This is a genomic window from Burkholderia stagnalis (assembly GCF_902830275.1).
Taxonomy (GTDB): Bacteria; Pseudomonadota; Gammaproteobacteria; order Burkholderiales; family Burkholderiaceae; genus Burkholderia; species Burkholderia stagnalis.
In genome coordinates, this window is record NZ_CADESW010000008.1 from 80,710 (window position 1) to 99,748 (window position 19,039).

Annotated in this window: 21 protein-coding genes and 1 pseudogene; 7 read left to right on the forward strand and 15 right to left on the reverse strand. The window is 65.7% G+C overall.

Annotated elements, in window-relative coordinates; genetic code table 11:
* Positions 1 to 240: 240 nt before the first annotated feature.
* The gene (locus HWY45_RS16280; RefSeq protein WP_059562417.1) at positions 241 to 528 is read right to left on the reverse strand and encodes a DUF1488 family protein; all 288 of its coding nucleotides are present in this window, start codon (positions 526 to 528) and stop codon (positions 241 to 243) included.
* A gap of 239 nt (positions 529 to 767) precedes the next feature.
* Positions 768 to 1,044: pseudogene (locus tag HWY45_RS16285) on the reverse strand (DUF2964 domain-containing protein).
* A 157-nt stretch (positions 1,045 to 1,201) separates the two neighbouring features.
* Between HWY45_RS16285 and HWY45_RS16290 the strand changes: the two are divergent.
* From HWY45_RS16290 to HWY45_RS16300, 3 genes are all read left to right on the forward strand, one after another.
* Complete coding sequence (locus HWY45_RS16290; protein WP_059801659.1) at positions 1,202 to 3,112, forward strand: sigma-54-dependent Fis family transcriptional regulator; 1,911 nt, start codon at positions 1,202 to 1,204, stop codon at positions 3,110 to 3,112.
* Positions 3,113 to 3,192: 80 nt separating this feature from the next.
* Positions 3,193 to 3,492, forward strand: coding sequence for a 2Fe-2S iron-sulfur cluster-binding protein (locus HWY45_RS16295; RefSeq protein WP_059801661.1), 300 nt, complete (start codon positions 3,193 to 3,195; stop codon positions 3,490 to 3,492).
* Positions 3,493 to 3,548: 56 nt separating this feature from the next.
* On the forward strand, positions 3,549 to 4,043 hold the full coding sequence (locus HWY45_RS16300; RefSeq protein WP_059801663.1) for an SRPBCC family protein: 495 nt from the start codon (positions 3,549 to 3,551) through the stop codon (positions 4,041 to 4,043).
* Between the two features lie 9 nt (positions 4,044 to 4,052).
* Here HWY45_RS16300 and HWY45_RS16305 read toward each other — a convergent pair whose 3' ends face one another.
* From HWY45_RS16305 to HWY45_RS16340, 8 genes are all read right to left on the reverse strand, one after another.
* Positions 4,053 to 4,847 (reverse strand): HAD-IIB family hydrolase, encoded by a 795-nt coding sequence (locus HWY45_RS16305; protein ID WP_059884785.1) that lies wholly within the window; start codon positions 4,845 to 4,847, stop codon positions 4,053 to 4,055.
* A gap of 139 nt (positions 4,848 to 4,986) precedes the next feature.
* On the reverse strand, positions 4,987 to 5,160 hold the full coding sequence (locus HWY45_RS16310; RefSeq protein WP_155631193.1) for a hypothetical protein: 174 nt from the start codon (positions 5,158 to 5,160) through the stop codon (positions 4,987 to 4,989).
* A 100-nt stretch (positions 5,161 to 5,260) separates the two neighbouring features.
* On the reverse strand, positions 5,261 to 5,962 hold the full coding sequence (locus HWY45_RS16315; protein ID WP_059562405.1) for an ABC transporter ATP-binding protein: 702 nt from the start codon (positions 5,960 to 5,962) through the stop codon (positions 5,261 to 5,263).
* Complete coding sequence (livG, locus tag HWY45_RS16320; RefSeq protein WP_059562402.1) at positions 5,962 to 6,735, reverse strand: high-affinity branched-chain amino acid ABC transporter ATP-binding protein LivG; 774 nt, start codon at positions 6,733 to 6,735, stop codon at positions 5,962 to 5,964. The genes HWY45_RS16315 and livG overlap by 1 nt, the downstream gene beginning before the upstream one ends.
* Complete coding sequence (locus HWY45_RS16325) at positions 6,732 to 8,003, reverse strand: high-affinity branched-chain amino acid ABC transporter permease LivM (protein WP_059562399.1); 1,272 nt, start codon at positions 8,001 to 8,003, stop codon at positions 6,732 to 6,734. Before HWY45_RS16325 ends, livG begins: the two co-directional genes overlap by 4 nt.
* Positions 8,004 to 8,014: 11 nt before the next feature.
* Entirely contained in the window at positions 8,015 to 8,941 is a 927-nt protein-coding gene (gene livH / locus HWY45_RS16330; protein WP_017328684.1) for a high-affinity branched-chain amino acid ABC transporter permease LivH, read from the reverse strand.
* A gap of 171 nt (positions 8,942 to 9,112) precedes the next feature.
* Positions 9,113 to 10,234, reverse strand: coding sequence for a branched-chain amino acid ABC transporter substrate-binding protein (locus HWY45_RS16335; RefSeq protein ID WP_059562638.1), 1,122 nt, complete (start codon positions 10,232 to 10,234; stop codon positions 9,113 to 9,115).
* A gap of 606 nt (positions 10,235 to 10,840) precedes the next feature.
* Positions 10,841 to 10,993: a hypothetical protein gene (locus tag HWY45_RS16340; RefSeq protein WP_155628641.1), complete on the reverse strand. Its 153-nt coding sequence runs from the start codon at positions 10,991 to 10,993 to the stop codon at positions 10,841 to 10,843.
* Between HWY45_RS16340 and HWY45_RS16345 the strand changes: the two genes are divergently transcribed.
* Together HWY45_RS16345 and HWY45_RS16350 are read left to right on the forward strand one after the other, a co-directional pair.
* Entirely contained in the window at positions 10,992 to 11,621 is a 630-nt protein-coding gene (locus tag HWY45_RS16345) for a hypothetical protein (RefSeq protein ID WP_059884702.1), read from the forward strand. The genes HWY45_RS16340 and HWY45_RS16345 overlap by 2 nt on opposite strands.
* A 186-nt stretch (positions 11,622 to 11,807) precedes the next feature.
* Entirely contained in the window at positions 11,808 to 12,089 is a 282-nt protein-coding gene (locus HWY45_RS16350) for a DUF3303 domain-containing protein (protein ID WP_059884700.1), read from the forward strand.
* A gap of 105 nt (positions 12,090 to 12,194) precedes the next feature.
* Here the strand turns inward: HWY45_RS16350 and HWY45_RS16355 are convergent, their stop codons facing one another.
* Positions 12,195 to 12,416 (reverse strand): SymE family type I addiction module toxin, encoded by a 222-nt coding sequence (locus tag HWY45_RS16355; protein WP_059884698.1) that lies wholly within the window; start codon positions 12,414 to 12,416, stop codon positions 12,195 to 12,197.
* An 802-nt stretch (positions 12,417 to 13,218) separates the two neighbouring features.
* Between HWY45_RS16355 and HWY45_RS16360 the strand changes: the two genes are divergently transcribed.
* Entirely contained in the window at positions 13,219 to 14,133 is a 915-nt protein-coding gene (locus tag HWY45_RS16360; protein ID WP_124490879.1) for a hypothetical protein, read from the forward strand.
* 443 nt (positions 14,134 to 14,576) lie between these two features.
* Here the strand turns inward: HWY45_RS16360 and yfiB are convergent, their stop codons facing one another.
* The 4 genes from yfiB to HWY45_RS16380 all read right to left on the reverse strand — a co-directional run bounded on the left by yfiB (position 14,577) and on the right by HWY45_RS16380 (position 17,646).
* The gene (yfiB, locus tag HWY45_RS16365; RefSeq protein WP_059801797.1) at positions 14,577 to 15,086 is read right to left on the reverse strand and encodes an outer membrane lipoprotein YfiB; all 510 of its coding nucleotides are present in this window, start codon (positions 15,084 to 15,086) and stop codon (positions 14,577 to 14,579) included.
* Positions 15,087 to 15,173: 87 nt separating this feature from the next.
* Positions 15,174 to 16,442, reverse strand: coding sequence for a diguanylate cyclase DgcN/YfiN (gene dgcN / locus HWY45_RS37165; protein WP_059884694.1), 1,269 nt, complete (start codon positions 16,440 to 16,442; stop codon positions 15,174 to 15,176).
* Positions 16,439 to 17,137, reverse strand: a complete 699-nt coding sequence (gene yfiR, locus HWY45_RS16375; protein WP_059801671.1) for a regulatory sequestration protein YfiR — start codon at positions 17,135 to 17,137, stop codon at positions 16,439 to 16,441. The genes dgcN and yfiR overlap by 4 nt, the downstream gene beginning before the upstream one ends.
* A 287-nt stretch (positions 17,138 to 17,424) precedes the next feature.
* The gene (locus tag HWY45_RS16380) at positions 17,425 to 17,646 is read right to left on the reverse strand and encodes a hypothetical protein (protein ID WP_059884692.1); all 222 of its coding nucleotides are present in this window, start codon (positions 17,644 to 17,646) and stop codon (positions 17,425 to 17,427) included.
* Between the two features lie 184 nt (positions 17,647 to 17,830).
* On the opposite strand from HWY45_RS16380, the gene ampC reads away from it, so the two are divergent.
* A complete protein-coding gene (gene ampC, locus HWY45_RS16385) occupies positions 17,831 to 19,006 on the forward strand; it encodes a class C beta-lactamase (RefSeq protein ID WP_059884690.1) in 1,176 nt (391 codons plus the stop codon).
* The last annotated feature ends 33 nt before the right edge of the window (positions 19,007 to 19,039 follow it).

Sequence of the window (19,039 nt, forward strand, 5' to 3'; positions counted from 1 at the left end):
ACGCGCCGCAAAAAAACGACGACGCCACCTTCGGGTGGCGTCGTCGTTTTTGCGCGCGGCGCGCATGTGAACATGCCGCGCGGCATCGGCCGAACGGCACGGATTCGTCAGGAAGAGGGGTTCACCGGCATGCGCGGCAGCGGACAGGAAACCACCGCGCGCGTCGCTCGACGCGCGCAGAATCGATGCCGTCCGGGCGCCCGACTGATCGGCACCGAACGCGCTGCGCCGGCTCGACCGTCAGCGCCAGTTCGCCTCGTAGAAGCGCACGTAGCCGCTGCGCAACGTCACGCATTGCGCCCGCGTTTCCGACAGCAGGCGCCGGGCAGCCGCCTCGATCCGCTCCCGGTGCATGTCGAACGCGCCGACCATATCCTCGAAGCGCGGTGAAGCCGCCCCGAAGTGGTCTTCGAGCGCCTCCGCGGTGATGTGGCACTGGACTCGCTCGCCATTGACCAGCGCCGGAAATGCGAGCATCAGTTCGCGCCCCGAATACTCGGGCGCCTCATTCGGGAAATGAATCTGCATGAGCGCCTCAACCGTCCGGTAGAAAATGAATGACCGCGTACGTCGTCCGCTACCGGCCGGACGAAGTGTTCGCGGGCTGGCCGGCCACTGCATGACGCGCGGGGCATGGCGCGGACAATGCTGACCGGTTGCATTCACTTTAGACGGTTTCGCGCAGGAGGCAAATATTGCGACGCGCGGCGTTCCGACGCGGGTTTCGTCAGGTCAATCGGGGAGCCGGCGCAGGCGCCGGCGCGGCGTCAGTGCGGGTCTTTCGGCCACACGTTGAGCGTGATCGCGGCGGTCGTGACGCCCAGCGCGATCGCCGCCGCGCCGTATCGCAACGCGTCCTCGATATCGAAGAGCAGGCCGTGGATCGCGACGGCAATGCCGCCGAGCATGATGAACGTGGCGATGGCCGCCAGTACGATCCTCAGTTCCGTCCGAACCATGATGGTTCTCCCCGCACGGAGGCATGTCGCGGCGCATGCGTGCTGCAATGCGGAACCAGGCGCGAGCGTGCTCCGTTTCCATCATTGCAGCCGCCCGCCCAAAAGCAAGCAGAATTTGCCCGTGGTCGCGCATCCGGCGCGGCGCTTGTATGATGAAGCGTTGCCCGCGCGGCCGGCCTGGTGCTCGCGCGTCGCGAGCGGGGAACGTACCCCGCCGACGGCTTCAGGACTGGAGACACGTCATGCCCCAATCTTCCGTGCTGCCCGCCACCGCGGGCCGCGTCGACCTGCTCGCGCAGGCGCATGCCCGCTCGAGCGCGGTCGGCCTGCGCGCGGACGAACTGCCCGATTTCTCGCCGCTGTCGCGCGTCGCGCTGCGCGAGCTGATCGACGTCAATCATTCGCTGTTCGCGCACGCCCGCCCGGTGATGGAGAACCTGCACGCGCAGATCGCCGACACGCAGAGCCTCGTGCTGCTGACCGATCCGCACGGCGTGATCCTGCACAGCATCGGCGATGCGGACTTCATCGAGAAGGCCAACCGCGTCGCGCTGTGCCCGGGCGTGTCATGGGCCGAGGGCGCGCGCGGCACCAACGCGATCGGCACCGCGCTCGCGTCGGGCCAGGCGCTGGCCGTGCACGGCTCGGAGCACTTCCTGCGCGCGAACCGCATCCTCACCTGCTCGTGCGCGCCGATCGTCGATCCGTTCGGCCGCACGCTCGGCGCGCTCGACGTGAGCGGCGACCCGCGCGGCGTCAGCTCGCACACGCTCGCGCTCGTGCGGATGTCCGCGCAGCTGATCGAAAACCACCTGTTCGCGAACCAGTGCGCGGAGGCGCTGCGCGTGCGCTTCCACGCGCACGAGGAGTGCGTCGATTCGCTGTTCGCCGGGCTCGTCGCGTTCGGGCCCGACGGCGGGCTGATCGCCGCGAACCGCAGCGCGCTGTTCCAGCTCGGCGCGCCGTTCGACGCGCTGCAGCATCAAGGCTGCGACGCGCTGTTCGGGATGTCGTTCGGCCTGCTCGCGCAGCAGGCCGCGCGCGCGGCCGGCGCGATGGTGCGGCTGACGCTCGCGAGTGGCGTGCGCGTGCTCGCCCGCTGCGAATTCGCGGATGCGCAGAAGACGACGGCCGCCGTCACGCCGGCTGCCGTGCAGATCGCGCGCGCCCCGGCCGCCGATCCCGGCGCGATCACGTTCGCGACGCTCGACACCGGCGACGCGCGGATGGCCGCGGTGCTGGAACGGGTCGCGAAGATCCGCGGGCGCGACCTGCCGCTGCTGATCCTCGGCCAGACCGGCACCGGCAAGGAATGGCTGGCCCGCGCGCTGCACGACGCGTCGCCGCGCGCGGACGGCCCGTTCGTCGCGGTGAACTGCGCGGCGCTGCCCGATTCGCTGATCGAGGCCGAGCTGTTCGGCTACGAGGACGGCGCCTTCACCGGCGCCCGCAAGCGCGGCAGCCCCGGCAAGATCGCGCAGGCCGACGGCGGCACGCTGTTCCTCGACGAGATCGGCGACATGCCGCTCGCGCAGCAGGTGCGGCTGATGCGCGTGCTGCAGGAACGCGCGGTGATGCCGCTCGGCGGTGCGCGCGCGGTGCCGGTCGATTTGCGGGTGGTGTGCGCGACGCACCGCGACCTGCGCGCGATGATCGCGGAGGGCACGTTCCGCGAGGATCTGTTCTACCGGATCAACGGCCTCGCGGTGACGCTGCCGCCGCTCGCGACGCGCACCGACCTGCCGGCGCTCGTCGAACGGATTCTCGACCGGCTCGCGCACGGCGAACCGATGCCGCGCCGCATCGCGCCCGACGTGCTCGCGGCGTTCGCGCGCCATCGCTGGCCCGGCAACCTGCGGCAGATGACCAACGTGCTGCGCACCGCGGGCATGCTCGCCGAGGACGAAGCGGAAATCGCGCTCGCGCACCTGCCGGACGATTTCTGGCTCGATTGCGACGCGGCGCCGCCCACATCGGCCGCGCCGGAAGCGCCGGCAAGCCGGGCGGCGGCGCCCGAGGCGACGACGCTGCAGGATCACCAGGCGGCCGTGATCGACGCGGTGCTCGCGCGGCACGGCGGCAACGTGTCGGCAACCGCGCGCGAGCTCGGGCTCGCGCGCAATACCGTGTACCGGCATCTGCGCAGGCACTGACGGCGCGGGCCGCCGGCCGCCGCGGGCTGCTTCGGGTATGCTTGGCGGCTTGCCGTGGCGCCCCGCCGCCTTGTACCGACATGACCGATTCCACACACCCGCCTCTCGTGCGCATCGAACCGCTCGGCGTGAGCTTCGACGCACCCGACTCGCTGACGCTGCTCGAAGCCGCCGCGTTCGCCGACGTGTCGCTGCCGCGCTCGTGCCGCAACGGCACGTGCCGCACGTGCCTGTGCCGGATCGTCAGCGGCAGCGTACGCTATACGATCGAATGGCCGGGGCTGAGCCGCGAGGAAAAGGCTGAAGGCTATACGCTGCCGTGCGTCGCGATCGCGACCTCGGACGTCGTGCTCGACGTGCCGGATGCGGTGATGCGGTGATGCGCTAACGCGCACGCAGGACAGCGGCGACGTTTCATGAACCCAAGGAGAGCGTCATGACACAGCAGACCGATCGCATCGAAAAGCAGACCCTGTTGGCCGCATCGCCGGATCGCGTGTGGGAAGCCGTCAGCAATGCCGGCGAATTCGGCATCTGGTTCGGCGTGACCTTCGACGGGCCGTTCGTCGCCGGCCAGCGGCTGTTCGGCCGGATCACGCCGACGCGCGTCGACGCGGACGTCGCGAAGGCGCAGGAGCCGTACGCCGGCACGGTATTCGAAATCGTCGTCGACCGCGTCGAGCCGAAGCGCCTGTTCTCGTTCCGCTGGCATCCGTTCGCGATCAATCCGTCCGTCGACTATTCGAGCGAGCCGATGACGCTGATCGAATTCGTGCTCGCGGAACAACCGGACGGCACGCTGCTGACGCTCACCGAATCCGGTTTCGACCAGCTGTTCGCGGAGCGGCGCGCGAAGGCGTACGAGATGAACGACCACGGCTGGACCCTGCAGATGATGCTGATCGGCAAATACCTGGCAAAGCACGCGTAGCCCGCGCCGTCACGCCCCCGCCTGGCGCCGCGCGGCCAGCACCGCGTCCGCGATTTCGACGAACCCGGCGCCGCCGGGCCCGCGGGTGATCCAGCGCGGCGCCACCGGAATCTGGTCGAGATACGCGGTGACGGTGCTGACGCCGACCGTATGCGCGAAGAATTCGAACATCGGCGCATCGTTGGTGGAATCGCCGCTGTAAAGGATCGCGTGCCGTTCCTGTTCGATATCGACGCCGTAGTGCTGCGCGAGCACGCGGCGCGCCATCGCGAGCTTGTCGTATCCGCCCAGCCAGCCGAGCACCCACAGGTTGTTCACGGTGACGTCCGCGCCGGCCTGCCGGAGCGCCTGCGCGACGCGATCGTCGAACGCGGCGTCGCCGGAACGGGCGAACGCCACGCTCGTCATCCGGAACGGCTGATCGTCGGCGAGCCGTGCATCCGGCAGCAACTGCATCACCATCTGCGCGATCGGCGCGACACAGGCGGCGATCTCGTGCGCCGGGGTGTCCGCGTGCCAGAAGTGCCGGACGACGCCGTGCCCCGTGTCGTCGCGCCGGAAAAACACGCCGCCGTTCTCGCCGATCACGCCGTCGACCGGCCACATCCTCGCCATCTGGTCGCACCAGCCCGCGGGCGCCGCCGTCACCGGGATCACGCGAATGCCCGCCGCCTGCAGCCGCTCGAGCGCCGCGTAGGTCACGGCGGACAGCCGGCCGCGATACGTGAGGGTCTCGTCCATGTCGGTCAGCACGAAGCGGACCGCGCTGAATTCGGTATCGGGGGCGTCGGACAAGGCGCGCATCGTGACCTCGTGTGCGATGAAGGGAATCGGCATTATGCCCGCATCGATCGTGGAACCGGCGTCATCACCGACGTGAATATTCACCCGGGATGACGCGCGCGACATGGCCTGCGCTGTGAGGCTTTCCGTCCTCACGAAACTATCGGCCGTGCCCTCGATCGATCCAGTGCCGCGCGCCGCGGGCGACCTTGTCGCGGATGAATTCGACATCCACCGCCGCGTCGATCTGGCGCAGCAAGTGGTCCTTCGGCACGCGTTCCTCGAGCGTCACCCTCTCGAGTTCGTGCTGGGCGAGCGTCGGGGTCTTTAGCATGACGCCCATTAAACAACAAAGCCCAGGGAATGGCCCTGGGCTTTGTCGGCAATCTGGACCGGGCATTGCCCGGTCTTTTCATCTTCGTCGATGACGCGAATCAACCGCCCAGATACGCCTGCTTGATCCGGTCGTTCGCGAGCAGGTTCGCGCCGGTGTCCGCCAGCACCACCCGCCCCGTCTCCAGCACATACCCGCGATCGGCGACCTGCAGCGCCTTGTTCGCGTTCTGCTCGACGAGGAACACCGTCACGCCCTCGTCGCGGATCGTGCGGATGATGTCGAAGATCTGCGCGATCACGAGCGGCGCGAGGCCGAGCGTCGGCTCGTCGAGCAGCAGCAGGCGCGGCTTGCTCATCAGCGCGCGGCCGATCGCGAGCATCTGCTGCTCGCCGCCCGACATCGTGCCCGCGCGCTGCGCCGAACGCTCCTTCAGGCGCGGAAACAGCTTGAACACGTGCTCGATGCCGTCGTCGATCTCATGGCGGCTCGCGAAGAACCCGCCCATCTTCAGGTTCTCGAGCACCGTGAGGCTCGGGAACACGCGCCGCCCTTCCGGCGAGATCGCCATCCCCTGCCGCATGATCTGGTGCGTCGACATCCCGGTGATGTCGTTGCCCTCGAACAGCACGCGGCCCGACGACGCGCGCGGCGTGCCGCACACCGTCATCATCAGCGTCGTCTTGCCGGCGCCGTTGCTGCCGATCAGCGTGACGATCTCGCCCTTGTTCACTTCGATCGACACGCCCGCGAGCGCCTCGACCGCGCCGTAGTGCGTATGGACCTGTTCCAGCTTCAGCATCACTCTTCCCCCAGATAGGCCTTGATCACGCGCGGATCGTTGCGAACCGCCTCCGGCGTGCCGATCACGATCGGCCGGCCGTGCTCCATCACGAGGATGCGGTCCGACACGCCCATCACGAGGCTCATGTCGTGCTCGATCAGCAGCACCGACACGCCGAACTCGCGGCGCAGCCGGTCGATCAGCTGCTGCAGCTCGATCTTCTCCTGCGGGTTGAGGCCGGCCGCCGGCTCGTCGAGCATCAGGAGGCGCGGCTCGGTGATCATGCAGCGCGCGATCTCGAGGCGGCGCTGGTGGCCGTACGACAGCGTGCCCGCCGGCCGGTTGGCGACCGACGTCAGGTTCATCCGCTCGAGCCACACCGCCGCGCGTTCGAGCGCTTCCTTCTCCGCGCGCCGGTAGGCCGGCGTCGCGAACAGGCCGTGAAACAGCCCGGATTTCACCTTGCGGTGCTGCGCGACCAGCAGGTTTTCGACGACCGTCAGCGACTTGAACAGGCGGATGTTCTGGAACGTGCGCACGAGGCCCTTCACCGCGATCTGGTGGCTCGCGAGCCCCGCGATGCGGTGCCCGTCGAGCACCACTTCGCCCGCGGTCGGCTTGTAGAAGCCGCCGACGCAGTTGAACACCGTGGTCTTGCCCGCGCCGTTCGGCCCGATGATCGCGAACACCTCGTCGCGGCGCACGTCGAAATCGATGCCGTCGACGGCGAGCAGCCCGCCGAAGCGCATCTGCAGCCCGGCAACCTTCAACAGTTCTGCATTCGCGCTCATTGCGGCAGCTCCACGTGGGGACGGCTCGCGGGCAACAGGCCCTGCGGACGCCACATCATCATCAACACCATCACCAGGCCGAAGATCAGCATCCGGTACTCGGCGAAGCCGCGCGCGACTTCGGGCAGGATCGTCAGCAGGATCGCCGCGAGGATCACGCCGAGCTGCGAGCCCATCCCGCCGAGCACGACGATCGCGAGGATCAGCGCCGACTCGATGAAGGTGAACGATTCCGGGTTCACGAGGCCCTGGCGCGCCGCGAAGAACGCACCGCCGATGCCCGCGAACGCCGCGCCGAGCGTGAACGCCGACAGCTTGATGCGGGTCGGGTTCAGGCCCAGCGAACGGCACGCGATCTCGTCGTCGCGCAGCGCTTCCCACGCGCGGCCCATCGGCATGCGGATCAGGCGGCTCGTCACGAACAGCGTGAAGCCGACCAGCAGCAGCGCGAGCAGGTACAGGAAGATCACCATGTGCTCGCCGCTGTATTCGAGGCCGATCAGCTCGTGGAACGTCTTCGCGCCTTCGACGCTCGCCGAGCGCGCCATCTCGAAGCCGAACACGGACGGCTTCGGAATGCCCGAGATGCCGTCCGGGCCGCCGGTGAGGCTCGTCAGGTTGTTCGCGAGCAGGCGGATGATTTCGCCGAAGCCGAGCGTGACGATCGCGAGATAGTCGCCGCGCAGCCGCAGCACCGGGAAGCCGAGCAGGAAGCCGAACGTCGCGGACGCGATCGCCGCGAGCGGCAGGCATTCCCAGAACGTGAGCCCGAAGTACTGGTTGAGCATCGCGTACGTATAGCCGCCGACCGCGTAGAAGCCGACGTAGCCGAGGTCGAGCAGGCCCGCGAAGCCGACCACGATGTTCAGCCCGAGGCCGAGGATCACGTAGATCAGCGCGAGCGTCGCGACGTCGACGGCGCCGCGCGAGCCGAAGAACGGCCACACGAGGCCGACCGCGAGCAGCGCCCAGACGATCGCGCGCTGCTGCTTCGCGCCCATCTCGGGCAGCGCCGGCAGCGCGACCGCGGCTTTCGCGCGCGTGAGCCACGGCTTGAACAGCTGGAACAGGAACACGGCCGCGACCGCGATCCACACCGGGCGCCAGTGCGGCTCGAGCACGACCTGGTAACCCTCGAGCTTCAGCTGCAGCCCGAGCACGGGCACCGTGAGGATTGCCGTCAGCAGCGCGGCGGCCACGGCATTCTTCAGCGTATCGCCGAACGACGCGCCGGCGGCCGGCCGGCGAACGGAAATGACTTGACTCATCTGCGTCTCCCTCAAACCTTTTCGATGTCCGACTTGCCGAGCAGGCCGGTCGGGCGGAAGAGCAGGATCAGCACGAGCAGGCCGAACGCGACGACGTCCTTGTACTCGGCCGGCATGTAGCCCGCTGCGAAGGTTTCGGCCAGGCCGAGCAGCACGCCGCCGAGCATCGCGCCCGGAATGCTGCCGATCCCGCCGAGCACCGCGGCGGTAAACGCCTTGATGCCCGCGACGAAGCCGATGTACGGGTTCAGCTTGCCGATCGTCAGGCCGATCAGCACGCCGCCGACGGCCGCGAGCATCGCGCCGAGCACGAACGTGAACGAGATCACGCGGTTCGTGTCGATGCCGAGCAGGTTCGCCATCTTCATGTCTTCGGCGCACGCGCGGCACGCGCGGCCCATTCGCGAATGCGAGATGAACAGCGTGAGCGCGATCATCAGCGCGATCGTCACGCAGACGATCAGCAGGCGCGCATACGGCACCGTCACGTCGAAGTCGCCGCCGAGGTGGATCTCGAACGCGCCGGAGATCAGCACCGGCACGGACACGTCGCGCGCGCCCTGGCCGATCTGCACGTAGTTCTGCAGGAAGATCGACATGCCGATCGCGGAGATCAGCGGCACGAGGCGCGGGCCGCCGCGCAGCGGCCGGTACGCGACGCGTTCGACCGCGAAGCCGTACAAGCCGGTGACGAGCACCGACACGATCAGCGCCGCGCCGAGTACGAGCGGCAGCGGATAACCGGCGGAGATGCCGATGGCAGTGAGGGTCACGAGGCCCACGTATGCGCCGATCATGTAGATCTCGCCGTGGGCGAAGTTGATCATGCCGATGATGCCGTAGACCATCGAATAGCCGATGGCGATCAACGCATAGATCGCGCCCAGCGTCAGGCCGTTGACCAGCTGCTGGGCGAATTGCGGAAAGAAATCAGTCATGTGCGGGAAGCTCCCGGTAGCGCCGCGCCGCGCGCCGCCGCCGGATCGCGGCAGGGCTGCGGGCAAAGCGCACGGTATCGTCACGAGCCGCCCGATGGCCGCATGCGCAGCCAATACGCACCCGCCCCGCTCGGGTTTCGAGCGGGGCGGGTGCGTGGGCGGGTACTCCGTTTAGTTGGCGGCGACCGTCTTGGTCGCGTCCTTGTGCCACGTGTAGACGACGAACTTGAACGCCTTCAGGTCGCCCTGCGCGTCGTACGCGACCTTGCCGATCGGCGTGTCGAACGTCGTCTTGTGGATGTACGCGGCCACCTTCGTCGGGTCGGTCGTCTTCGCGCCCGCGATTGCGTCGGCGATGATCTTCACCGCCGCGTAGGCCGGCATCTGGAACGGGCCGTTCGCATCGCGCTTCTTGTCCGCGAACGCCTTCACGAGCGACGCATTGGCCGGATCGGCCGTGAAATCGGCCGGCAGCGTGACGAGCATGCCTTCCGACGACGGGCCGGCGATGGCCGTCACGTCCTTGTTGCCGACGCCCTCAGGCCCCATGAAGGTCGCCTTCACGCCCTGCTCGCGCGCCTGGCGCATCAGCAGGCCCATTTCCGGGTGGTAGCCGCCGAAGTAGACGAAGTCGACGCCTTGCGACTTCAGCTTCGTGATGATCGCCGAGTAGTCCGAATCGCCGGCGTTGACGCCTTCGAACAGCACGACCGGGATCTTCGCGGCCTCGAGGTCCTTCTTCACCGACGAGGCGATGCCCTGGCCGTACGACTGCTTGTCGTGCAGCACCGCGACCTTCTTCGGCTTCAGGCTCGAGATGATGTATTTCGCGGCGGCCGGGCCCTGCTGGTCGTCACGGCCGATCGTGCGGAAGATGAAGTGGCGCTTCTTGCCTTCGGTCAGCTGCGGCGCGGTGGCCGACGGCGTGACCATCACGATGCCTTCGTTCTCGTAGATGTCGGAGGCGGGAATCGTCGAGCCCGAGCACACGTGGCCGATCACGTACTTGATCTTCTGGCTGACGATCTTGTTCGCGACCGCGACGGCCTGCTTCGGCTCGCACGCGTCGTCCATCAGTACGACTTCGAGCTTGTTGCCGCCCGCACCACCCGCTGCATTGACCTGTTCGATCGCGGTCAACGCGCCGGCCTTCACCATGTCGCCGTACTGGGCGACCGAGCCGCTCATCGGCCCGGCGATGGCGATCTTCACGGTTTCCGCTTGCGCGGCGGCGGCGCCGGCGGCGAACAGCACGGCGGCGAGGGAAATGGACGTAAGACGGGACAGCGTCATCAGGAGCTCCTCGATGTTGTTAGTCATACGGGCAAAGGCGGCATGACTTGCGCAATCGAACAGCACCCGGGGCGAGGACATGGGACACGCCCGAGACGCGGAGACGGACCTGCGGCGGAATGAGACTTGTGCGGGGCCCGGCTCTTACCATCCCCGGAGGGGATGAGTGGTTCGGAAAGACAACGTGATGCGTCTTGCATTGCGCAAGCGTTTCGCCTGCCCCGCTTGCCGAACCGCACGCCGGAGGGATGGTCCGACAGCCGTTGGCAAGGCAGTCGAAATTATATGGGCGTTTTTCAATCATCTGTCAAAAATGCCGGCTGACCAAGGGAAAACACGTAGGATTGCCCTGGGTGCGGTGGCGATGGTGGCGCAACCCGATTTAAAAGGGCATGGTTGACGGAAGCGCAATCCGGTTGCGATCGCAACCCGGCGTCGCGCGCTTTGCCTTGTCAGGCAAGGCATTCTGGAATCCGTCCTATCCGGTGGCGGAGCAGCGCGATGCAAAGCGCCGGACCGGACCGGCGATAGGCACGGGCAGCATGTGGACCAGGCACCATTGCAGTGCGTCGCGCAGGGATCGAGACCCATTCAATTCGCCGACGATTATTGGCTGTGCGAAAGCATGTCGTTATTTTTATGAAATAATGCGAAGCCGTTTCCGCAGTCCAGCCAGCCCTCCGCCGCGATGCGCGCCTGCCGCCAGCCAGCGATCTGCCCGTTTGTTTCAACGCCTGTCGCTTGCCTTGCATCGTCCATGAATCACGCCATTCGCTTCGTTCCCGCCGCCGCGCTCGCCGGTGCGCTTTTCGTCATGACTGCCCGTGCATGGAGCCAGGACATACCCAACCCGGACGCTGCCGGCACGAACGTGTTCCGTGCCGAGCGGCGCGCGACGAACGGCGTGCGCGTCCCGCGCGACGCGCACGCCGGACGCTACGCCGCACCCACGACGCACGGCCCGTTCGAGACGAACGACACCCGCGAGCTTCGAATGTCCGGCGGCCGCCTCGTGCCGCGTGCGCGGGACAAGCGCGCCGGCGATTCGCACTGGCCCGCGAACCGCGTTACGCCCGGTGCGGACGGTCTCGGCCGTCGCGTGCCCGAGCATGAACGGCGGGCGCTCAACTGGGACGCGTATCTGAAGGACAACGGCTCGCCGTACGGGGGCGGCTTGTCCGCGACGCGGACGTACTCGCCGTCGAACCCGCGCGTACCGGTGCGTCCGTATGGCCGCCCGCACGGGCTGCCCGGCGTGCCGAATCCGTACGACCCGTCGGTGCCGCAGCCCGAGACACGCACGTTCTATGACAACGGCACCGGCACGCGTTGCACGGCGACGGGTGGCGCGGGGGTGTCGCGATCGTCATGCGATCTCGGATGGTGACGGCTCGCGCGTCTGACGTTCGCCCCTCCTTCACGCCCAGCTGAACCGGACGCTTCCGGTTGCCTAAAATGGATTGAACCAGCCCGCTCCACCCACCGTGGAGGATCGACGGCGCGATACATTCGTCGGTCACGCCCGGACGTTGCCCGAGCGTCGATTGGTCAGCGGATAGCAGGAGGGTAAGCGATGAAATTCTTGCTGACTTTCACTTGGGCCCCTGACACGCAATCCAGGGCGGAAGCCTTCGACCGGTTCAGGCTCACCGGCGGACTCCCACCTTCGGGCGTCACGCTGCTGGGCCGATGGACCCGGGCCGACCTGAGCGGCGGCTTCGACCTGCTCGAGACGGATGACGTGAAGAAGCTGACCGAGTTCGCGTACATGTGGAGCGACCTGATGTCGCTCGATATCGCGCCGGTGCTCGAGGATGCGGAATTGGGTGAAGTGCTTGGGCGCGTGATGAAGTAGTTCGGCGCGGCGGGTGTTCCGCGACGACGACGCGCGGCAGCGGGCTGCCCTATCCGCCGTGCTACGCGGTTTCGCGTAGCACGGCCGCATACGCGGCGGCGTATCTCACAGCGCCGTGATGATCAGCCTGCCCGGCTCGATCGTAATCCGCGCCTTTCGGCCCGGGACAAAGCCCGCATCGTTGATCAGCCACATGCCGCCGATCCTCAGCCACGGATAAAACGACTCCGGCCTGTTGTACATGCGTTTTGGAACACCCCAGGATTCCTGAATCGTCACGTAACGTTCCGTGATTGGTGGGCGTGCTTTATGATTCGCCTTAGCCATGGGCAACTCCTTGTCAGTTGGCTGTGGTCAGCGGGTCGTGAGTGTTGGTAGCACTTGCGGCCCGCGCTCGTTTACTGCCGCGATTTTATGGTTTGAATTCCTCCTTTTTTGCGTTCCAATGAAAGCAATGCTTTGACGGGAATCAGAGCGTGCAGCACTTTCATCCGCGCGCATCACGCACTCGCGATCCGTTTCAGTTGGACATTGCGTGTTGGACCGTGATTGATTGTCCGATGTTTTCGGATTGGGCGCACTTTAGCCGATGGTTATAGATATGCGATTTGGTCGGTGCACTGAGTGCATTGATGGCGAAGGCGGGGGAAGCGAGGGGCGAACGTCGTACTATCTCGGGACACAATTAGTCCGTACGTGACGATTCGAAACAGTTCACTGAAACCGGACTCACTGCATGAGCACGTTTCGATACTGATGTACTGTTGCTCGACCATGGTGATCGTTCGGATGCGCAGGAAGCTTTGAGTGGATGGCCAGTGTCAGACCTCCTAGCGACCGCAATCGACCCGACAGTGCCCGGAGCTATGGCTGATAGCGCCACGAGAGCAGCCATTCGATTTTGTTGAATCGCTTATCGCATCGGTTGAGTCAGTTCCACGCAATCAGTGCCCCATTCACTCCAAGCCTCGCGGCGCCCTGGAAATACTGGTGCATGTCCAGACGGCCGGCGATTCAGTTTTTGCTTTATTAGGGAAAAATGGCCCGCTATACCAGCATCAAGTTCCGCACAAATGCCGTACGATACCGGTGGCAAATTTGAGCCAATATACACTTCAAGGACCATTAAATGACGCATGAAAAAAGTCAACTGAATACGCCCCAGGTCAGCCAAAACCCCGAACCGTATAACAAATACAGCTATGACGACGTCGCGGCCCGGATCGACCGAGTTAGGTCCGCATTTTCAGAAAGAGGATGGCGAATTAATGACGGCAGCCCGATGGGGCGTCTGTTCAAACATACCGAGAAATTCGCACGTGATTGGAAGACGAAAGATCGTGATCAGATCGATCCGCTCACCGTTGTGCAAGCAGGCCATGCACATAGGATAACGGCGGCGGTTCTGCATGCCCTAGACAATCCAGCCGCTCACCAGACCTTGCACCGTATGCATGCAAAGCCATTCGTGCTGGGTAGCGTTGAGAGGTCGACCGGAAAGGACCTGCTCTGGGAACTGGAACTCTATTACCGCTTGTCACTCCAGGGCACAACTGTTCGGCTCGAAGAGCCAGACCTCATCGCCGACTTTGAACCATGGCCATGTTCCATCGCGTGCAAAAAAATCTACTCAGAGAAGAACCTCGATCGCACTCTCGCTAAGGGTGCAAGCCAGATTGCCAAGTCGGGGAATCATGGGATCGTGGCGTTGAATATCGAAGACCTTGTCCCTACGGAACAGCTGCGAGTTTGCCGGACAACCGGCGAGTTACTTGAAATTGGACGGAGCACTGCCGCCGCCTTTTGCACTCGTAATGCGTCGAAGCTTCGAAAATTGGTTGATCTGGGCAAAGTCGACGGCTATCTCGTCGCGCTGGCTGTCTCTGCGCAGGTTCTAGAGTCGACAACAGGCTTTGTGACTCTCCACTGGGCAACCATCTGGACCACACAAGAGGCTCCCGCAGGAACTAGCGAGCGGCTTGCCGAGGTGAAAAAGTCATTCGATGCCCTATTGACTCCGCAGGATGTAGCGGCTGACGCGTAACCCGCTGCTCCACACGCTGTCAGTACTGGCCACGAAGGCGCTGTCGACCGCTCCACGGCGGAGCCCTGTGCTACAGGTCAGACACGGTCGAACGTGCCGGTCCGCTACTCAAGCGCAGCCGCCTGAACGGCCAGTCACTTCGATGGAGAACTACCGTTCCTGGCCGGCTGCCGTCATTTCAGCGAGCGGCCGCTTCGGACGACGAGCCTGTTCCGCACGTCATAAACGTGAAGGTTCGCCGCTTGATGCTGAACAAACGCTCAGGTGTCTACGTGACGACCATGGAACACAGTACCAACTGGCCGTACCGGGACACGGGCCCTTACTGACCGGATTAGATCAGTCGACTCGCCTGTTGATGAACGACCAAGCGATCGCCGCGCATACATTCACGATTTGCGCCGCCGCCCTCGACCATCCCCCTGAAGCAAAAAACCGCCCCCTCACCGCGGCGAAACCACAATCGCCGCCCTTCGATTCTGCGCCCTGCCCGCCGGCGTCCGGTTATCCCCCACCGGTTCGCGCTTTCCTCTCCCCTCGATCGCAATGCGCTTCGCATCCAGCCCGACGTCGACGAGCTCGATCGCCACGACTTCCGCACGACGCCTGGACAACTCCAGGTCATAAGCATCCGCCCCCTCGTCATCCGAGTACCCATAGACGCGCACCCCATTGATCCCCGCCGACGTGAGCGTGCGCCCGATCCGCTCGACGATCCGGCGAACGTCGGGCTTGAGGTTGTACCGGTCGAAATCGAACAGGATCGGCCCGGCCGAGCCGAACTCGAAACCCTGCTCGGTCTCCTGGAACCCGGCCGACTTGAGCGCCGTGACCTGCGTCTGCGTCAGCCCGCGATGAAGCGGCGGCGTCTTGCAGCCGCCGAGCAGCATGCACAGCAGCAGCACGCCGCCGATGCCCATCCGCCCAATGCTCACAGGAAACGGGTTTTCCATCATCGCCTCCCCTCAAAGCGCGCCCGCCGCGCACGCATGGTTTCAAACCGCCACGACCACTCCGCCCACTGCGCGAGGCGATCAACCTCAAGCCGGCCCGGCGACCCCCTCAGCCAACTGCCACGACCCCGGCCGCGTGCGCTTGGCCCGGTACATCGCGGCATCCGCCGCGCGCAGCAAGCCGCTCGCGTCCGACGCGTGATCGGGATACAGCGCAACGCCGACACTCATCATGGTCGGCACCGCGCGGCCATCGGCCAATACGATCGACGGCACCATGCCGGACACGATCGCGTCGGCAATCCGCCCGACGCTGTCCGCTTCGCGTACGGGCGCCAGCATCACGGCGAATTCGTCCCCGCCCAGGCGGGCGACCAGATCGGCCTCGCGCAACTGCGCGCGCAGCCGGGCCGCGATGCCGATCAGCACCTTGTCGCCGGCTTCGTGGCCAAAGCAGTCGTTGATCTCCTTGAAGCGGTCGCAGTCGAGATACAGGACGGCAAGCCGCTGGCTCGTTACCCTGGCCTCGCGGAGGGCGAGCGCGAGGCGCGACTCGAACTGCTCGCGGTTGGGCAGGCCCGTGAGGGCATCGTGCGTGGCCTTGTGTTCGAGCGACGCGTTTTCGTCGCGCAGCGTGTTCTGCCAGTCTTCCAGCTCGTCGAGCAGCGCATTGAAGTCGTCGCCGAGCTCGTTCAGTTCGGCGATCGCCGCGGGCTTGACGCGCTGCTCGAACGCGCGCTCGCGCCGCACGGCGTGAGCGACGCCGGCCAGCGCGCGCAACGGCGAAACGATGCTGCGCAGCAGGCGCTTTGAACTGACATATGCGCCGAACACGCTGACGGCCAGGCAGCCGAGGATGCCGCCCACGCCGCCCAGCAGGAAACCGAAGAACTGGTGCCCCCGCCCGCGCACGACGACGTAACCGACGACGATGCCGTCGTGCACGACCGGAATCGTCACCGGCCCGGGCAGCGCAAAATCGGCGACGCCTCGCTCGAGCCGGGCGATTTCGCTGCCTGCGGGCAACTGCCACGTCGCGAACGGCTGGCCCTTGCCATCCGTGACCACCACCTGCGCGACGTCTTCGTCGCCGGCGATCAGCGCGATCGCCTCGGCCGCCGCGACGCGGTCGCCGAACACGAGCGCCGCCTCCACCGTATAGCCGAGCGAGCGGGCCAGCAGGTTCAGGTTGTTGCCGGCATACGCGCGCAATGCGATCACGGCGACCACGATCAACGACACGGCGGCCATCGCGACGGCGACGAACGCCAGCCGCAGGTGCGCGCGGCGCAGCACGCTCTGCAGCGTCGGGCGCAACATGCGCGAAGAGGAAGCGGCGGGCGCGGACCGTGTCATGGCGTCACCGGCCGCCGCGCAAGATTGAGCACATTCGGGTGAACACGCACGCCGCTGCGCGCCACGGCGTCGAGATTGACGTCGAAGGTGACGCGTTCGCCGTCGACATTGAGGCAGAACATGCTGCCCGCGGTGCAGGCTGGATCGTGTTCCGAAATCGTCAGGACCGGATGGCCGGCCACCGCGGCGCTCACCCGCGCACGCTCGTCGCCGCTCATGATGCCGAGATAGACGACGTCGCAGGCCATGCCGAGCGACGCATCGTCGAAGCGGACGCGCTCCACGTCGAGCTGCGTCGAGCCGGCCTGCAGCGTGTCGATCAGGCCATGCGCGTAGTCGGGCCGACCCGTCACGCACAGATGCAGGGTGACGGGCGTCGTCGGCCAGCGCGTGAAGCTGATGATGCCCAGCACGACCTGACGGACGGCGGCGTCGAGTGGCGACATGACGGGATCGGCTCGGCTCGCGGCGGTGACGATGCGCACGATGTCGGCCGGATCGTCGGCACTGGCGGGCGCTCCGACGAGTACGGCGGGCGCCGCGCCCAGCACGCATGCCACCGCGAGCAACGCATGGCGCAGCGACGCGGCCCGGCCGGGCCGGCCGCACGTCGTCCGCGCGGCGCTCGCCGCCGCGCCCGTTGGCGTCGTTGCAGTCGCAAGACTGGCAGCCGCCGCGCACACTGTCGCAACCATGATGGAAACTTCCGCTGGCGGCGCTCGCGGCGCCGCTTCTTGCCCCCCCCCGGCCTGCGCGTGCAGACACCGTTGCACGCGCACGATTGCTTCATATTAGGTAGAAAGTCGCGCGCACGACCAGTGGGAAACACCCGGCGGAAACGTCGGAAAATACGCTGAATGGTCGCGCTGCGCGATTTGTACAGGCGAATGCCGAACCCGACGTCGGCGAATTATTCAGCGGATTGGACGCACGCTCACCAGAAACCTCATACGATCTCTCGTGCCAGGCCGTCGCCGACAAATCAGAACCGCCAATCCAGCGTCACGATCGACGACTTTTGTACGGAGTGCTGGTCATTGCCATACGGCATCGCCTCGCGGTCGATACGCATAAATTGGATTGCTCCTTTATCCGCGACATCCACGCGAGCTCGGACGCACGAGTCATTATCGAAACGCTTGTCCGGCTTGGACAACGTCCAGGCAAGCGCACCGTCACCGGACACGTCGAAACGAAAGCCCATTTTGCATCGGCAAGAACGATGATGCGCTCGGCTATCCGACCGTCGCGCGCCTGCTCACGGCGCACACGCAAGAATTTCTTTTGTCTCCGACAAAATATCCTCGCTTGTCGTCGCGAATGCGCCCCGTGACAATCGCCCGTCCATCAATTTCCAACTCGGCATCAATCTCAAGGACGCGAAAAATATGAATCTCGGGATCAAATGCGCGCTGGCGGCCGCGCTAATTTCCACCTGCGCGGTGGCGACCATCGGTTACGCGGCCAATGATCGGAGCGACGCCGTCAAGAGCGCAACGGACAACGTCGTCTTGCCCATCATGACGAAATACGGCATCCCGGGGATGGCAGTCGGCATCGTTGCAGACGGACAGTCCTATGTCTTCAACTACGGCGTCGCATCCCGGCAAGACCAGCGGCCCGTCACGCGCGATACGCTGTTCGAGATCGGGTCCATCAGCAAGACGCTCACGGCAACCCTGGCATCCTGGGCGCAAGCCACCGGCCAGCTTTCGCTGTCGGACAAGACGGAAAAGTACCTGCCGAACCTTCAAGGCAGCCGGTTCGGCAACGTCACCCTGCTCGAACTCGGCACGCACACCCCCGGCGGCATGCCGCTGCAGGTTCCGGACGACGTCCGCAACGAAGCGCAGCTGATGCGGTATCTCGAGGCCTGGCAGCCCGCCTATTCGCCGGGCACCTATCGCACGTATTCCAATGTGAGCATCGGCATGCTTGGCCTGATTACGGCGACGAGCATGGGGCAAAAGGACTTCGCCGTGCCGCTGTCGCGTCATCTGCTGTCGCCGCTGGGAATGAAAAACACCTACATCGACGTGCCAAAGTCCCGCATGGCCGACTACGCGCAAGGCTATGCGAAGGACGGTGCGCCAGTCACGACGACCCCTGACGTCTTGTCGTCGAAAACGTACGGCGTCAAGACGACCGCCGCCGACCTGCTGCGTTTCGTGCAGGCCAACATGGGCGACGTGAAGCTGGACAAACCGCTTCAGCAGGCCATTACCGACACGCACACCGCGTACTTCAACGTAGGCCCGATGACGCAGGACCTGATCTGGGAACAGTATCCGTACCCGGTCGCATTGAAAACGCTCATCGCAGGCAATTCACCGTCGATCACGTTCGATGCCACGCCGGTCGACGCGATCAAGCCGCCTCAAGCCCCTCAGCCGCAAGTCTGGATCAACAAGACCGGTTCGACCGGCGGGTTTGGCGCCTACGTGGCGTTCGTTCCCGCCCGGCATATGGGCATCGTCATCCTCGCCAACCGGCACTACCCGAACGAGGAGCGGATCGCGGCCGCGTACCGGATACTGACGTCGCTTGGCCTTGACGCTCGATAAGCGCAATACGGGCATCGCCATATCGACAAGATC

What these genes read in the sequence shown, in the direction of transcription:
- HWY45_RS16280 (WP_059562417.1), bottom strand. Translation starts at nt 528, where the DNA reads ATGCAGATTCATTTCCCGAATGAGGCGCCCGAGTATTCGGGGCGCGAA.
- HWY45_RS16290 (WP_059801659.1), top strand. Translation starts at nt 1,202, where the DNA reads ATGCCCCAATCTTCCGTGCTGCCCGCCACCGCGGGCCGCGTCGACCTG.
- HWY45_RS16295 (WP_059801661.1), top strand. Translation starts at nt 3,193, where the DNA reads ATGACCGATTCCACACACCCGCCTCTCGTGCGCATCGAACCGCTCGGC.
- HWY45_RS16300 (WP_059801663.1), top strand. Translation starts at nt 3,549, where the DNA reads ATGACACAGCAGACCGATCGCATCGAAAAGCAGACCCTGTTGGCCGCA.
- HWY45_RS16305 (WP_059884785.1), bottom strand. Translation starts at nt 4,847, where the DNA reads ATGCGCGCCTTGTCCGACGCCCCCGATACCGAATTCAGCGCGGTCCGC.
- HWY45_RS16310 (WP_155631193.1), bottom strand. Translation starts at nt 5,160, where the DNA reads ATGCTAAAGACCCCGACGCTCGCCCAGCACGAACTCGAGAGGGTGACG.
- HWY45_RS16315 (WP_059562405.1), bottom strand. Translation starts at nt 5,962, where the DNA reads ATGCTGAAGCTGGAACAGGTCCATACGCACTACGGCGCGGTCGAGGCG.
- livG (WP_059562402.1), bottom strand. Translation starts at nt 6,735, where the DNA reads ATGAGCGCGAATGCAGAACTGTTGAAGGTTGCCGGGCTGCAGATGCGC.
- HWY45_RS16325 (WP_059562399.1), bottom strand. Translation starts at nt 8,003, where the DNA reads ATGAGTCAAGTCATTTCCGTTCGCCGGCCGGCCGCCGGCGCGTCGTTC.
- livH (WP_017328684.1), bottom strand. Translation starts at nt 8,941, where the DNA reads ATGACTGATTTCTTTCCGCAATTCGCCCAGCAGCTGGTCAACGGCCTG.
- HWY45_RS16335 (WP_059562638.1), bottom strand. Translation starts at nt 10,234, where the DNA reads ATGACGCTGTCCCGTCTTACGTCCATTTCCCTCGCCGCCGTGCTGTTC.
- HWY45_RS16345 (WP_059884702.1), top strand. Translation starts at nt 10,992, where the DNA reads ATGAATCACGCCATTCGCTTCGTTCCCGCCGCCGCGCTCGCCGGTGCG.
- HWY45_RS16340 (WP_155628641.1), bottom strand. Translation starts at nt 10,993, where the DNA reads ATGGACGATGCAAGGCAAGCGACAGGCGTTGAAACAAACGGGCAGATC.
- HWY45_RS16350 (WP_059884700.1), top strand. Translation starts at nt 11,808, where the DNA reads ATGAAATTCTTGCTGACTTTCACTTGGGCCCCTGACACGCAATCCAGG.
- HWY45_RS16355 (WP_059884698.1), bottom strand. Translation starts at nt 12,416, where the DNA reads ATGGCTAAGGCGAATCATAAAGCACGCCCACCAATCACGGAACGTTAC.
- HWY45_RS16360 (WP_124490879.1), top strand. Translation starts at nt 13,219, where the DNA reads ATGACGCATGAAAAAAGTCAACTGAATACGCCCCAGGTCAGCCAAAAC.
- yfiB (WP_059801797.1), bottom strand. Translation starts at nt 15,086, where the DNA reads ATGGAAAACCCGTTTCCTGTGAGCATTGGGCGGATGGGCATCGGCGGC.
- dgcN (WP_059884694.1), bottom strand. Translation starts at nt 16,442, where the DNA reads ATGACACGGTCCGCGCCCGCCGCTTCCTCTTCGCGCATGTTGCGCCCG.
- yfiR (WP_059801671.1), bottom strand. Translation starts at nt 17,137, where the DNA reads ATGGTTGCGACAGTGTGCGCGGCGGCTGCCAGTCTTGCGACTGCAACG.
- HWY45_RS16380 (WP_059884692.1), bottom strand. Translation starts at nt 17,646, where the DNA reads ATGGGCTTTCGTTTCGACGTGTCCGGTGACGGTGCGCTTGCCTGGACG.
- ampC (WP_059884690.1), top strand. Translation starts at nt 17,831, where the DNA reads ATGAATCTCGGGATCAAATGCGCGCTGGCGGCCGCGCTAATTTCCACC.